Genomic DNA, 12,921 nt, shown 5'->3' on the forward strand with positions numbered 1-12,921 from the left:
TCATCCACAACGCCTCAATGGCTACTCCTTGCACCGCAGCAAAAATGGTCCACAATAAATAATTACGTTTCTTACCCACCCCTTGGCAGTCATGGCACAAATCGTCCTGTTCGAGAACATCCACCCGAGCGCTCGCGCCGTCTTCGAGGCCGCCGGTTACACCGATATCGTCACGCATGCCGCGGCCCTGCCGCCGGCGCAATTGCACGACGCCCTGCGCGGCGTGCAAGTGGCGGGGATCCGTTCTCGCACGCACCTGGACGCTGCCCTGCTGTCCGGCAACCCGGACCTGCGCGTCGTCGGGTGCTTCTGCATCGGCACGAACCAGGTCGACCTGGACACCGCCATGCAGCGCGGCATTCCGGTCTTCAATGCGCCGTTCTCCAACACACGCTCGGTCGCCGAACTGGTGCTGGGCGAGGCGATCCTGCTGCTGCGCCGGATTCCTGAAAAGAACGCCCGGGTCCATCAGGGCCACTGGGACAAGAGCGCCGCGGGCGCTTTTGAGACGCGCGGCAAGACGCTGGGCATCGTCGGGTACGGCAACATCGGCTCGCAGATCAGCACCCTGGCCGAAAGCCTGGGCATGCGGGTCATCTATCACGACGTCGAGGCCAAGCTGCCGCTGGGCAACGCCCGCCCCGCCGGCACGCTGAACGACCTGCTGGAACAGGCCGATGTCGTGACGCTGCACGTGCCCGGCGGCAAGTCCACCGAAAACATCATGAACGCCGAAACCATCGGACGCATGCGCCGCGGCGCCATCCTGATCAACGCCTCGCGCGGCGCGGTCGTGGACATCAACGCGCTGCACGCGGCGCTGAAATCCGGCCACCTGGCGGGCGCGGCGCTGGACGTGTTCCCCACCGAGCCCAAGAGCGCCGACGAACCGCTGGCCAGCCCGCTGATCGGCATGCCCAACGTCATCCTGACCCCGCACATCGGCGGCAGCACGCAGGAATCCCAAGAGAACATCGGCCGCGAAGTCGCCGAAAAGCTCGTGCGCTTCCTGCAAGCCGGCACCACCAAGGGCGCGGTCAACTTCCCCGAACTGCCGTATCTGGAACAGGCCGGCGGCACGCGCATTTTGCACGTGCACCGCAATGCCCCCGGAGCGCTGGGCGCGCTGGACAACCTGATGGCGCAACACGGCCTGAACATCGTCAGCCAGACCCTGCAGACACGCGGCCAGATCGGCTACGTGATCACCGACGTGGAGGGCCAGGTGGACGACATCGTGATGACGGCCTTGCGCGATCACCCGATCACGGTCCGCTGCGACCGGCTGTAAAGACAAGAGCCCCTTCGGGGGCTATTTTGTTGGCTGATCAGATGGCTTGGGACGGTGTCAGACACCCGGCGGTTACCGTCGCGGGCTCGTCGCGGCGTCTCAATGGGTGTCAGACACCTGCGTCGAGATAACTTGGGCCGGTGCCAGACACCCCAGGTGTCCAACACCCCAGGTGTCCAACACCCCAGGTGTCAGACACCCCTACGAGACGCCGGTCAATCCATCCATGCGCTCCCCGGGGTGTCTGACACCGGCCCAATCCAGATGCCGTCGCACAAGGGCCCAATCCAAAGCAGTCAGCCCCCTCCCGAATCACCCGCCGCCCGGTGCAGGCATTGCGCGATCTTCTCGCGGACGCTGCCGGGGTCGAACGGCAGGCGGCCGATGATGCCGATTTCGCGGTGAAACGCGTGTTCGTCCAGCGGCAGAAGCCGCAGCCCGGTCATATCCAAACGCCGCAGCCGGGGCAGCAGCGCCACGCCCAGCCCGTGCCGGACCATTCCCGCGATGGCCTCGATCTCGTCCAGCTCCACGGCTTCATGCACAGTGATCCGGTGCTTCTTCAGAAATACATCCACCACCCGGCCGCCGAACGACGCGCGGTCGTAGCGGATGAAGGGCTGGGTTGCCAGCAGCTCCCGCCAAGGCGCGACCGGCATGGATTCGGGCATGGCCAGCATCACCGGCTCGCTCATCAGCGGCTGCCATCCCAGCTCGGGCGGCAAGGCGAAAGGCGGGCGGATCAGCACGGCCAGGTCCACTTCGCCAGCATCCACCTGCCCCAGCAGCGACAGCGACACACCGGGCACGATCCGTACGCGCACGTCGGGATACTCCGCGCGGAACTCGCCCACGGCATGGACCAGCAGATCCTGCTGCACCGAGGCAATCGCCCCGATGCGCAGCAGTCCGCTGACATGGGCGGCGCCGGCCGGCGCGGCCATGCGCTCGGCCATGGCGACCAGTTCCTCGGCCTGGGGCAGCATCTCGCGGCCGTGCGCGTTCAGCAGGGCCGCGCGCGGACTGCGGTCAAACAGCGTGACACCCAGATATTCCTCCAGCCGCCGGATCTGGGCGCTGACCGCGGACTGCGTCAGCCCCAACTGCGCCCCCGCGCCAGTAAAGGTGCCATCCCGCGCCACGGCGATGAAGGTCTTGAATTCCTTGATCACAATCAATTTTTTCGATGCTAAGACTCGAAAAATATCGTTTTGCTATAAAAAAAACAATACCTAAACTACGTCCTGGCGCTAACGCCGACGCAATTGCAGCGGTCGCCCACCCCGAACGATCATCTTTCCTTTGCCTGACCCGGAGCCTTGCATGTCCGCTCAAACCAACCTGCCGCCGTTCCACCTGGCCTTCCCCGTGCGGGATCTGGCCGAAGCCCGCGCCTTCTACGGCGAAAAGCTGGGCTGTCCGGAGGGCCGCAGCTCGCCCGAATGGATCGACTTCAATTTCTACGGCCACCAGATCGTGGCTCACCTGGCGCCCAGCGAGTGTGGCCACAAAGCCACCAGTGCGGTTGATTCGCACAATGTGCCCGTGCGCCATTTCGGCGCCGTGCTTTCCATGGAACAATGGGAAGCCATGGCCAAGCGCCTGAACGACGCCGGTACCGAGTTCGTCATCGAACCCTACATCCGCTTCAAGGGCGAAGTGGGCGAACAGGCCACCATGTTCTTCCTGGATCCGTCGGGCAACGCGCTGGAATTCAAGGCGTTCAAGAATATGGACTCGTTGTTCGCCAAGTAACCCGTCACTACAGGTTTCGTGCCGTTGAACGTAAATTCAGACCCACTTTCTCCGGCCGAAACCCGCTGGCGCATCCTGCCCCAGGGTGACCGCTGCCTGATCATTTCCTTCGGCGAACACATCGACGCCGCCATCGGCCGCACGTGCCTGGCGGCCGCCCGCATGCTGCGTGACGCTCAGCTGCCGGGCGTCACCGATGTCGTCCCCTCCTTCGTCGCCGTGGCCGTGCATTACCGGCCCGGCGGTCAGGGCGAAGGCCCCACCTACGCCTCGCTTTCTGAGCACATCCAGGCCTTGCTGGCCGGCGGCATTCCTGCGGGCGACGCGGGCGGACGCGAGGTCGACATTCCCGTCTGCTATGGCGGCGAACACGGCCCCGACCTGGCCGAGGTCGCCCGCGCGGCGCGCATCTCGCCCGACGCCGTCATCCAGTTGCACACCGAGCCGCCCAGCATGGTGTTTATGCTGGGATTCGCCCCCGGGCATGCCTATCTGGGCGTGCACGACGAAAAACTGAACATTCCCCGCCGTCCCTCGCCCCGCACGGCCGTGCCGCCGGGCGCGGTGGCCATCGCCAACCGCCAGACCGTGATCTACCCGAACCGGCTGCCTGGCGGCTGGAACATCATCGGCGCCACGCCGCTCGTCATGTTCGACCCGGCCCGTGAACCCGCAGCACTCTTGCAGCCGGGCGATACGGTGCGCTTCGTGCCGATTTCGCCGGACGAATTCGACCGCATCCTGGGGAGCCAAGCATGAGCATGACGGTGATCAAGCCGGGCATGCTGTCCAGTTTCCAGGACCGCGGGCGCGAAGGCTACCAGCATCAGGGCATTCCGGCGGCCGGCGCCATGGACGAACGCGCCCACCGGCTTGCCAATGCCCTGGCGGGCAACGAGGGCGACCCGGCCACGCTGGAAATCACGCTGACCGGCCCGACGCTGCGTTTCGACGCACCGGCCTGTTTTGCGCTGGCCGGCGCCGACCTGGGCGCCACGCTGAACGGCCAGGACATTCCCCTGCTGCGTCCGCTGATCGCGCGGACGGGCGACGTGCTGGCCTTCGGCGCGCGGCCGGCTGCTGGCGTGCGCGCCTATCTTGCCGTGCACGGCGGATTTGCGCTGACGCCGGTCATGGGCAGCGAAACCACGTACCTGCGCAGCGGCTTCGGCGGCTTTGAAGGACGCGCCCTGGCCAAGGGCGACGTCGTCCCCCTGCGCCGCCCGCTGGCGCCGGAACGCGATGCCGCCGACTTGCAGAAGGCCCTATCGAACGTGCGCGTGTACCTGCCCGCGGCGCTGGGCAACAAGCAGCGCGAATTCGTCCGCTTTCTGCCTGGCGTGCACTGGCCGGAGTTCTCGCAAAGCAGCCGCCGCGCGTTTTCGGAATCGGACTTCCGCATCAGTCCGCAGTCGGACCGCATGGGCTACCGCCTGCTCGGCCGGCCGCTCGCCATGAACCAGCCACGTCAGATGCTGTCGGAAGCGGCCTGTTTCGGTACCGTGCAGGTGCCTTCGGGCGGCGAGGCCATCATCCTCATGGCCGACCGGCAGACCACCGGCGGCTATCCCAAGATTGCGCAGATCGCCACCGTGGATCTGCCGGCGCTGGCGCAATCCGCGCCCGGCCAGACGCTGCGTTTTCAGCGGATCGAGCTGGAAGAAGCGCAGCGCCTGGACGGCGAGCGCGAGCGCGCGTTTGCCCAACTGCACGGCGCGCTGGAACCGCTGCGCGCGCTGCTGGCCTAGAAAGGAACCCGTTATGACCACCCGCATCGACCTGAACTGCGACATGGGCGAAAGCTATGGCGCCTGGACCATGGGCAACGACGCCGCAGTGCTGCAATTCGTCAGCTCCGCCAACATTGCCTGTGGCTTTCACGGCGGCGACCCGGCCACCATGCGCAAGACCGTGGCCGCGGCATTGGCGCGAGGGGTCGCGCTGGGCGCCCACCCCAGCCTGCAGGACCTGGCGGGTTTTGGCCGCCGCGTCATCCAGATCAGTCCGGACGAGGCCTACGACATCGTCGTGTACCAGATCGGCGCGCTGGCCGGCGTCGCGGCCTCGCAAGGCGCGCGGCTGCATCACGTGAAGGCGCATGGCGCCCTCTACAACATGGCGGCCAAGGACGAGCCGCTGGCAAAGGCCATCTGCCAGGCGGTCAAGGACGTGGACGCCTCGCTGATCCTGTACGGCCTGGCGGGCAGCAAACTGATCGACGCGGCGCGCGCCATCGGCCTGGCCAGCGCCAACGAAGTCTTCGCCGACCGCTCGTACCAAAACGACGGCTCGCTGACGCCGCGCACGCGTGCGGGCGCCATGATCGAAGACGTGGAAATTGCGGTGGCGCAGGTCGTGCGCATGGTGCGTGAAGGCCTGGTGCGGTCGGTGGACGGCAAGGACGTGCCGGTGCAGGCCGACACGCTGTGCATCCATGGCGACCAGCCCAATGCGCTGGTCTTCGCCGATGGCATCCGAAGCGCCCTGCAGCAGGCTGGCATCGAGGTGCGCACGCCGCCCCGCGGCTAACGGCCGCTGTCCGGGTTCCGGGGCAGATGCCCCAGCGAATCCCGGGCCATATCCCTACACCGAATCCAGCGACGCCTCGCGATAAGCGCTCAGGATCTCGGGCAGCACTTCCACCACATACCGTCGGGTCAGTTCCGCCGCGCGGTCGAAATCCCGACTGCCGAGCGCCTGGATGATGCCGTCCGTGTAGGCCGGAATCTTATTGGCCTCGAGCGACTGCCGGGCCAGCATGTAGCCCAGCGGTTCAATCTGTTCGTACAGCTTGCTGAGCATGCTGGTCAGCGGGGCGTTGCCGGTGTAGCGGGCGGCCGCCAGGTAGAACTCGCGCGATGCCGCAATGAAGCCGCGCGCGTCCAACCGGTCCATGGCCGCGACGATGGCCTCGTGCAACGTGTCCAGCTCGGCCACCAGCGCGCCCACATCGGGCATCTCCGCGACCTGCCGGATGCAATACGCTTCCAGCTCCGCGCGCAGCATGTACAGATGGCGGATCTGGGTCTCGGTATAGAGCGTGACCCGGAAGCCCTTGCGCTGGATGTGCGTCACCAGACCGCTCAGCTCCAGCAGTCGCATCGCTTCCCGGATGGGGCTGCGGCTGGTGCCGAAACGCTGTTCCAGTTCCTGTTCCCGTAACGGCTGCCCGGGCCGGATAGTGCCGTTCACTATCAACTCACGAATCTGTTCCTGTAGGAAATACGGAATCGTGGCGGGCGCTTTGACGTCCAATCGGCTCCCCTTCTACTGCGTATGCAAGCTATGAGACCGTGACAAGATACTAGAAATCTATTGAAACAGAAATAGAATTAATGTTTCACACGATGGACACAGCGTCTGGCGGCCGGCGCCGGGTAGTGGCGGAAGGTCAAATTCGACCGATGGGCACGGTCAGTCCCAATCGTCGCGGTAGACGAACTTGGGCATCTGCCAGTTGAAGCGCAGCGCCATGAGGCGCATGGTCAGGCCCGCCGCCAGCGCGATGGGCACCGAGGCGTTGGCCGACAGGCCGAGCGACATCGAGCCCAGGTACAGCGCGCCCGTCACCAGGGACACGCTGGCGTAGAGTTCCTTGCGGAACAGCAGCGGCACCTCGTTGCAAAGGACGTCGCGCAGCACGCCGCCAGCGCACCCGGTGATCATGCCGCTGATCAGCACCACGGTGATCGGCAGCTGCATCATCTGCGCCACCTGGCAGCCGATGACCGTGAACGCGACCAGCCCCAGCGCGTCAGCCAGCAGGAACACGCTGCGCAAGCGGCGCATGACCGGGGCGATCAGCGCGGTCAGGATGGCCGCGCCGCCCGTCATCCACAGGTACTCGGGATGCACGACCCACGTCAGCGGATAGTGGCCCAGCAGCACGTCGCGCAGCGACCCGCCGCCCAGCGCCGTCACGCACGCGATGATGCAGACGCCCATCCAGTCCATGTCGCGCCGGCCCGCCGACAGTGCGGCCGTCATGGCTTCGGCAACGATGGCGACCAGGTACAGCGTGTGCAGCAGGGCGGGCGACAGATCGGTAAACATAGTAGGGGGGGTAGCTTGGGCAGGCCCCATTGTATTGAGCCTTGCCGGCGGACGCGCCATTGCCTGCGCGCGCTTCATCCCGTACCCTCAAACCTGCGTTGACAATGATCAACTCCGGTCTCGTTTCGCGGCGAGACAATGGAGACGTGCCCGACCGGGCGCTACTGGGCCAGGCAGCGCGGACGCGGGAGCCGCCCCTCTGGCCGTAACCGGGAGATTAGGTATGACCCAGCAAATTGGCCCCATCCTTCTGGCCACCGACCTGAGTGCGCGCGGCGACAGAGCCCTCGACCGCGCGCTGCAGTTGACCAAGGAACTGAACACCAAGCTGATCATGCTGCATGTCATGGAATCCCATGCCACGCCGCTCACCACCCCCGTCTGGCGCCGTCTGTCGCCGGATCACAAGGCCCTCGTCGAACGCGAACTCGCCGAAGACGTCGCCGCCGCCAACGTGCCGGCTGAAGTCGTGGTCACCAAGGGCGACCCCGTCGCCAGCATCATGGAAACCGCCGACGCGTATGGCTGCTCACTGATCGTGGCCGGCATCGCCCGCCAGGAAACGCTGGGCCGCCTGCTGCTTGGCACCACCGTCGAAAAGCTGGCCCGCCAGGCGCGCCAGCCCGTGCTGGTCGTCAAGAACCGCCCCCGCAGGCCTTATCGAGACGTGCTCGTCGCCACCGACTTCTCGGATGGCTCGCGCCAGGCGCTGCGCGCCGCGCTGCAACTGGTGCCCAACGCCGACATCACCTTGTTCAATGCCTACGAAGTCCCGTTCCAGAGCGTGACCAAGCCCGACGACGCCGTCGTCGACAATCTGTACCGAACTGCCGAACAGTGCGCCGAGCGCTTCATCGCCGAAACGCCCGAACTGCCCAAGGGCCGCCCGACCAAGGTCGTACTCGAAGCCGGCCAGCCCGAAACCGTGCTGTCGGATTACTCGTTCAACCACCGGTCCGATCTGGTCGTCACCGGCACCCATGGCCGCACGGGCATCCTGCGCACCGCCATCGGCAGCGTGGCCGAGCGGCTGCTGGAATCCCTGCCCAGCGATGTGCTGATCGTCCGGCTGAGCGGCGAAGAGTAAGTTTTTCGCCAGCAAAAAGGCGGCGCTTGTGCGCCGCCTTTTTTTGATTGACCTGTCTTCGCTTCGCAAGGTGTCAGACACCCATGCGGCGCCCTAGCAACTTGGTGGTCTTTTCTGCGGTGTCAGACACCTTGAGGCTGACGGGTGTCATGCACCTTGAGGCTTTGGGTTACGCGTCGCCCTGCTTTTCCATGGTTTCGATCGTTCCGCGCAGCATCCGCAGCAGCACCAGCCCCGGCACGGCGATGACCACCGTCACCAGGAAGAATCCCGGCCATCCCAGATGCTCAACCAGGGGCGGCGTCAGCGGGCCGGCCAGATAGGTGCGGCCCACGGCCGACAGCGCCGACAGCAGCGCGAATTGCGTGGCCGAGAACCGTTGGCGGCACAGCGCCATCAACAGGCCCACGAACGACGCCGTGCCCAGGCCGCCGCACAGGTTTTCGATACCCACGCCGGTTGCCATCAGCCACAGGTTCTTCGGGCTGACCGCGATCAGCCAGTACGCCAGGTTGGACACCGCCTGCAGCAGGCCGAAGGCCATCAGCGACCGGTACAGCCCCCAGCGCGACATCAGCGATCCGCCGGCCAGCGCGCCGATGATGGTGGCCGCCAGCCCCAGCACCTTGTTCACGGTGCCGACTTCTGTCGGCGTGAACCCCGCGCCGCGGATGAGAAACGTGGTGGACAAGGCGCCGGCGAACGCGTCGCCCAGCTTGTACAGCACGATCAGCAGCAGCACCGCCAACGCGCCGCGGCGCGTGAAGAACTCATGCAGTGGCTCGACCACGGCCTCGCGCAGGGTGCGCGGCGCGCGCGCGACGTGTTCCGGTTCGGGCGCCCACAGGGTGGCCAGCGCGGACAGCAGCATCAGTCCGCCCATCACCATATAGGTGTTGCCCCACCCTATCCACTGATCCGCCATGATGAGCGCCAGGCCGCCCGACACGATCATGGCCAGCCGGTAACCCATGACCTTGACGGCCGCGCCCGCCCCGCGCTCGTCCTTGCGCAGTACGTCGGTGCAATAGGCGTCGAAGGCGATGTCCTGCGTGGCGGACAGAAATACGACCAGCACGGCCAGAAAGGCCAACGGCATCAGAGTGGACGACGGCGAGAGCGTGCCCATCGCCAGGATGCTCAACGCCAGCAGCAGCTGCGTCACAAGCATCCAGCCACGGCGCCGGCCAAGCACGGGCGGGGCAAACCGATCAATGAACGGCGCCCAGAGGAATTTGATGGTGTAGGCGGCGCCGACAAGGGTGAGGAAACCGATTTCCTGCAGCGGGACGCCTTCGACGGTGGCCCAGGCCTGCAAGGTGCCGCCGGTCAGGGCCAGCGGCAGTCCGCTGGCAAAGCCCAGCACCAGCAGGGGGGCAACGCGCGGGCTGGTGTAGACGTTGGATACAGCGGTGATGACGGTCTCCTGAAACTTGGCCGGCGGCGTCACAGGCGCTGGCCGCGGGCTTGCGGCATTTTAGGGCCTGTTCGCCCGCGCCGTCAGGAGGATGCGTGTCGGAATGTCAGGCAGTGAATGTCAGGGCGAAGCAAAGCGATACACCGCCAGCGTGCTGCGCCAGCTTGGGAACAGCCGCACTTCCTTGCCTTCGTTGAATGTGGCGCGCTCCAGGATGCGCACGTCCACTTCCCCGGCAAGCTGTTCGAAGTCGCGCAGCGTGCACAGGTGGATGTTGGGCGTGTTGTACCACTGGTACGGCATCTGCCCCGTCACTGGCATGCGGCCGCGCAGGATGGCCCAGCCGTGCGGCCAGTAGCCGAAGTTGGGAAACGACACCACGCCGTAACGCGCCACGCGGGCCATTTCGCGCAGGATGTGTTCGGTGCGGTGCATGGACTGCAGCGTCTGCGATAGCACAACGGTATCGAACTGCTTGTCGTCAAAGAGCGCCAGGCCGTCTTCCAGGTTCTGCTGGATGACCTCGACGCCGCGGCGCACGCAGGCGATCACGCAGGTGTCGTCGAGCTCGACGCCGGCTCCCTTGACCTGGCGATGGTCGCGCAGGTGCGCCAGCAGCGCGCCGTCGCCGCAACCCAGGTCCAGGACGCGGCTGCCCGGTTCGATCCAGCCGGCGATGCGCGCCAGGTCGGGCCGCAGCGCGCTGTGGGCATAGCGGGGAGTCACGGCAGTCATTCTGAGCATCCTTCATTCGGGGCGGTGGCTTGCAGACCCAGCTCGCGCGCGATGCGTTCGTAGTAGCCGCGGACGACCGCGTGGTAACGGGCGTCTTCCAGCAGGAAGGCGTCGTGACCGTGCGGCGCGTCGATTTCGGCGTACGTGACGGGGCTGCCGTTCTTGAGCAGCGCGCGCACGATCTCGCGCGAACGCTCCGGCGGGAAGCGCCAGTCGGTCGAAAACGACACCAGCAGGAAATTGGACTTGGCGGGCGCCAGCGCGCGGGCCAGGTCGCCGCCCGTGGTGCGCGCCGGATCGAAGTAGTCCAGCGCCCGCGTGATCAGCAGATAGGTGTTGGCGTCGAAATAGCGGGTGAACTTTTCGCCCTGATAGCGCAGGTAGGACTCGACCTCGAACTCGACGTCGTAGCCGTAGCGGTACGCGCCGTTTTCGGCCGGTGCGCGCTGGGCGCGTCCGAATTTTTCGGCCATGTCGTCATCGGACAGGTACGTGATGTGGCCGATCATGCGCGCGACCGACAGGCCACGGCGTGGCACGGTGTCCTGCGCGTAGTAGTCGCCGCCGTGGAAGTCCGGGTCGGTGATGATGGCGCGGCGGGCCACTTCGTTAAAGCCGATGTTCTGCGCGGACAGGCGCGGCGTGCTGGCGATGACGATGCAGTTGGCCACGCGCTCGGGCAAGGTGATGGACCAGCTGAGCGCCTGCATGCCGCCCAGCGATCCGCCCATCACCGCCGCGAAGCGTTCGATGCCGAAGTGGTCCGCCACCCGCGCCTGCGCCCGCACCCAGTCTTCCACCGTCAGCACCGGGAACGCGGCGCCCCAGGGCTTGCCGGTCTCGGGATTGAGGCTGGCCGGCCCGGTCGAACCGAAGCACGAGCCCAGGTTGTTCACGCCGATCACGAAGAAGAGATTGGTGTCCACCGGCTTGCCGGGGCCCACCATGTTGTCCCACCAGCCCAGGTCGGTGGGGTTGTCCGCCGCTTGGCCCGCCACGTGATGCGAGGCATTGAGCGCGTGGCAGATCAGCACGGCATTCGTGCGCTGCGCATTGAGCGTGCCGTAAGTTTCGACAGCCAGTTCGTAAGCCGCAAGCGATTGGCCGCTAAGCAGGGGCAGCGGTTCGTCGAAACGAATGAACGTGGGGGAGACGAGGCCGACCGAACCGGGATCAACGGTATCGGAAGTTGTGACGGTTGCGGGGACGAACCCGCTGGCCGAATCACCGGCCAAATGTTGGGCAGGAGTGGTCATACGGACCTCTTTAGCTGGATTTATTGGAAGGCGCCCGCAAGCGGATCAGGCAAATCGGCGCCGAAAATTGGGTAGTGCGGCAGGAATTCTAGCACTGCTACGCGCCGGCTTCCCAGGGCTCCTGTCCCAGATACTCGTAGCGCTCGGTGTTCACGCGCGACACGCGCCACTCCACCGGCTGGCGGTTGTACGAAAACGCGATGCGGCGGATCTCCAGCAGCGGGCTACCCTCGGCCACCCCAAGGCAACGCGCCTGCGTGCGTTCGGCCAGGCAGGTCCGCAGCCGCTCGTCGGTGGCGATGACGTTGACGCCGAACAGGTCCTGGTACAGCGCGTAGAGCGTGCTGGTGCGCTCGCGCAAATGCGCCTCCAGCAGCCCCGGAAAGCGCGATTCGGGCAGGCACACGTCGTCGGCCATGACCACGTCGCCGTTGAGCGACAGCACATTCAGGAACTCGAACACGTGAGCGCCCGCGGGCAATTCCAGCTTTTCGCGCACGACCGCCGACGCCTTCACGCGCCGGAAACGCAACAGCTCGGTCGTCGGATAGGACTTGCTGCCGTCCTGCCCGACGATGCGGAAGAACTTGAAGAAATGATGGTTGCGCGTGTGCACCGCGACGTAGGTGCCGCGCCCCTGATGGCGCACCAGGATGTTTTCGGCGGCCAGCTCGTCGATGGCCTTGCGCAAGGTGCCGATCGACACGCCGAAGCGCTCGGCCAGATTTTTTTCCGGGGGGATCGCATCGCCCTGCTTCCACTCGCCTTGCGCCAGCGCGGCAAGCACGGCCTGCTTGACCTGTTCGTACAAGGGACTGCCCAGGGGCACAGTCGGTGACAGGCTGGTGTTCATGGGTGCATCGCAAAAATCGAGGACCTCCAGTGTAGCGGCGCGCCGATCATTCGCTCAAGTCATGTAAGTCATCTATATGATTTAGTTGACTTTGAAAAAACCCGGGCCTAAGATTTCCTGGCCGTTGTGATCCGCGCCGCGTGCAGCACCCGGGCGGCGCCCCTGACTCAGAGAGGAAGACAATGATTCACGCCGTATTGCACGATGCGAAGGACACGGTGGCGGTCGCCGTGGTGGAAGGCCTGACCGCCGGAACGGAGCTGAACGCCTGGATCATGGATGAAGACAAGATCATCCATGTGCGCGCGTCGCAGGACATTCCCATCGGCCACAAGGTCGCGATGAAGGACATGGCCGTGGGCGACACCGTCTTCAAGTACGGCGTCGACATCGGCCGCGTGGTGGCGCCCATCCAGGCCGGCCAGCACGCCCACGTGCACAACATCAAGACCAAGCGCTGGTAAGCGCCCGTCC

The 12,921-nt window shown here is 65.8% G+C and carries 14 protein-coding genes and 1 riboswitch; of the genes, 7 read left to right on the top strand and 7 right to left on the bottom strand.

All coding sequences use genetic code 11. The features are described 5' to 3' along the window. Positions 1-91 precede the first annotated feature (91 nt). Positions 92-1,291 carry a phosphoglycerate dehydrogenase gene (gene serA, locus AC6LJW_RS16985; protein WP_056564751.1) on the top strand — a complete coding sequence of 400 codons (1,200 nt, stop codon included), beginning with the start codon at positions 92-94 and terminating at the stop codon, positions 1,289-1,291. A 296-nt stretch (positions 1,292-1,587) separates the two neighbouring features. On the opposite strand, the gene AC6LJW_RS16990 is transcribed toward serA, so the two are convergent. Then, complete coding sequence (locus AC6LJW_RS16990; RefSeq protein WP_498087834.1) at positions 1,588-2,463, bottom strand: LysR family transcriptional regulator; 876 nt, start codon at positions 2,461-2,463, stop codon at positions 1,588-1,590. Between the two features lie 151 nt (positions 2,464-2,614). Here AC6LJW_RS16990 and AC6LJW_RS16995 point away from each other — a divergent pair, with 151 nt between their 5' ends. From AC6LJW_RS16995 to AC6LJW_RS17010, 4 genes are read left to right on the top strand one after another with little or no spacing between them, the layout of a single operon-like run. Continuing rightward, positions 2,615-3,046 carry a VOC family protein gene (locus tag AC6LJW_RS16995; RefSeq protein WP_056564754.1) on the top strand — a complete coding sequence of 144 codons (432 nt, stop codon included), beginning with the start codon at positions 2,615-2,617 and terminating at the stop codon, positions 3,044-3,046. A gap of 24 nt (positions 3,047-3,070) precedes the next feature. Beyond that, positions 3,071-3,805 carry a 5-oxoprolinase subunit PxpB gene (pxpB, locus tag AC6LJW_RS17000; RefSeq protein ID WP_498087824.1) on the top strand — a complete coding sequence of 245 codons (735 nt, stop codon included), beginning with the start codon at positions 3,071-3,073 and terminating at the stop codon, positions 3,803-3,805. Continuing rightward, entirely contained in the window at positions 3,802-4,794 is a 993-nt protein-coding gene (locus tag AC6LJW_RS17005; RefSeq protein WP_056564759.1) for a 5-oxoprolinase subunit C family protein, read from the top strand. Before pxpB ends, AC6LJW_RS17005 begins: the two co-directional genes overlap by 4 nt. Before the next feature lie 13 nt (positions 4,795-4,807). Next, the gene (locus AC6LJW_RS17010) at positions 4,808-5,575 is read left to right on the top strand and encodes a LamB/YcsF family protein (protein ID WP_105237168.1); all 768 of its coding nucleotides are present in this window, start codon (positions 4,808-4,810) and stop codon (positions 5,573-5,575) included. A gap of 54 nt (positions 5,576-5,629) precedes the next feature. Here AC6LJW_RS17010 and AC6LJW_RS17015 read toward each other — a convergent pair whose 3' ends face one another. Together AC6LJW_RS17015 and AC6LJW_RS17020 are read right to left on the bottom strand one after the other, a co-directional pair. After that, entirely contained in the window at positions 5,630-6,301 is a 672-nt protein-coding gene (locus tag AC6LJW_RS17015; RefSeq protein ID WP_056564764.1) for a GntR family transcriptional regulator, read from the bottom strand. Between the two features lie 159 nt (positions 6,302-6,460). Next, the gene (locus AC6LJW_RS17020) at positions 6,461-7,099 is read right to left on the bottom strand and encodes a trimeric intracellular cation channel family protein (RefSeq protein ID WP_056564767.1); all 639 of its coding nucleotides are present in this window, start codon (positions 7,097-7,099) and stop codon (positions 6,461-6,463) included. A 223-nt stretch (positions 7,100-7,322) separates the two neighbouring features. On the opposite strand from AC6LJW_RS17020, the gene AC6LJW_RS17025 reads away from it, so the two are divergent. Then, positions 7,323-8,186 carry a universal stress protein gene (locus AC6LJW_RS17025; protein WP_056564769.1) on the top strand — a complete coding sequence of 288 codons (864 nt, stop codon included), beginning with the start codon at positions 7,323-7,325 and terminating at the stop codon, positions 8,184-8,186. Between the two features lie 169 nt (positions 8,187-8,355). Here the strand turns inward: AC6LJW_RS17025 and AC6LJW_RS17030 are convergent, their stop codons facing one another. From AC6LJW_RS17030 to AC6LJW_RS17045, 4 genes are all read right to left on the bottom strand, one after another. Further along, positions 8,356-9,603 (bottom strand): muropeptide transporter, encoded by a 1,248-nt coding sequence (locus AC6LJW_RS17030; protein WP_056566905.1) that lies wholly within the window; start codon positions 9,601-9,603, stop codon positions 8,356-8,358. 120 nt (positions 9,604-9,723) lie between these two features. Beyond that, positions 9,724-10,338, bottom strand: a complete 615-nt coding sequence (gene metW, locus AC6LJW_RS17035) for a methionine biosynthesis protein MetW (RefSeq protein WP_056564773.1) — start codon at positions 10,336-10,338, stop codon at positions 9,724-9,726. Next, positions 10,335-11,594: a homoserine O-succinyltransferase MetX gene (gene metX / locus AC6LJW_RS17040; protein WP_200949397.1), complete on the bottom strand. Its 1,260-nt coding sequence runs from the start codon at positions 11,592-11,594 to the stop codon at positions 10,335-10,337. The genes metW and metX overlap by 4 nt, the downstream gene beginning before the upstream one ends. Continuing rightward, positions 11,584-11,665, bottom strand: a riboswitch (SAM riboswitch). Its footprint overlaps the gene before it by 11 nt. 26 nt (positions 11,666-11,691) lie before the next feature. Then, positions 11,692-12,447 carry a GntR family transcriptional regulator gene (locus AC6LJW_RS17045; protein WP_498087825.1) on the bottom strand — a complete coding sequence of 252 codons (756 nt, stop codon included), beginning with the start codon at positions 12,445-12,447 and terminating at the stop codon, positions 11,692-11,694. Positions 12,448-12,629: 182 nt separating this feature from the next. Between AC6LJW_RS17045 and AC6LJW_RS17050 the strand changes: the two genes are divergently transcribed. After that, a complete protein-coding gene (locus AC6LJW_RS17050) occupies positions 12,630-12,911 on the top strand; it encodes a UxaA family hydrolase (RefSeq protein ID WP_056564777.1) in 282 nt (93 codons plus the stop codon). Positions 12,912-12,921 lie beyond the last annotated feature (10 nt).

The sequence above is a fragment of the Achromobacter sp. 1012554356 genome, from assembly GCF_059760815.1.

Excerpts from the sequence above, each read along its gene's own strand:
- serA (WP_056564751.1), top strand. The coding sequence starts at position 92 with ATGGCACAAATCGTCCTGTTCGAGAACATCCACCCGAGCGCTCGCGCC.
- AC6LJW_RS16995 (WP_056564754.1), top strand. The coding sequence starts at position 2,615 with ATGTCCGCTCAAACCAACCTGCCGCCGTTCCACCTGGCCTTCCCCGTG.
- AC6LJW_RS17005 (WP_056564759.1), top strand. The coding sequence starts at position 3,802 with ATGAGCATGACGGTGATCAAGCCGGGCATGCTGTCCAGTTTCCAGGAC.
- AC6LJW_RS17010 (WP_105237168.1), top strand. The coding sequence starts at position 4,808 with ATGACCACCCGCATCGACCTGAACTGCGACATGGGCGAAAGCTATGGC.
- AC6LJW_RS17020 (WP_056564767.1), bottom strand. The coding sequence starts at position 7,099 with ATGTTTACCGATCTGTCGCCCGCCCTGCTGCACACGCTGTACCTGGTC.
- AC6LJW_RS17025 (WP_056564769.1), top strand. The coding sequence starts at position 7,323 with ATGACCCAGCAAATTGGCCCCATCCTTCTGGCCACCGACCTGAGTGCG.
- metW (WP_056564773.1), bottom strand. The coding sequence starts at position 10,338 with ATGACTGCCGTGACTCCCCGCTATGCCCACAGCGCGCTGCGGCCCGAC.
- metX (WP_200949397.1), bottom strand. The coding sequence starts at position 11,594 with ATGACCACTCCTGCCCAACATTTGGCCGGTGATTCGGCCAGCGGGTTC.
- AC6LJW_RS17045 (WP_498087825.1), bottom strand. The coding sequence starts at position 12,447 with ATGAACACCAGCCTGTCACCGACTGTGCCCCTGGGCAGTCCCTTGTAC.
- AC6LJW_RS17050 (WP_056564777.1), top strand. The coding sequence starts at position 12,630 with ATGATTCACGCCGTATTGCACGATGCGAAGGACACGGTGGCGGTCGCC.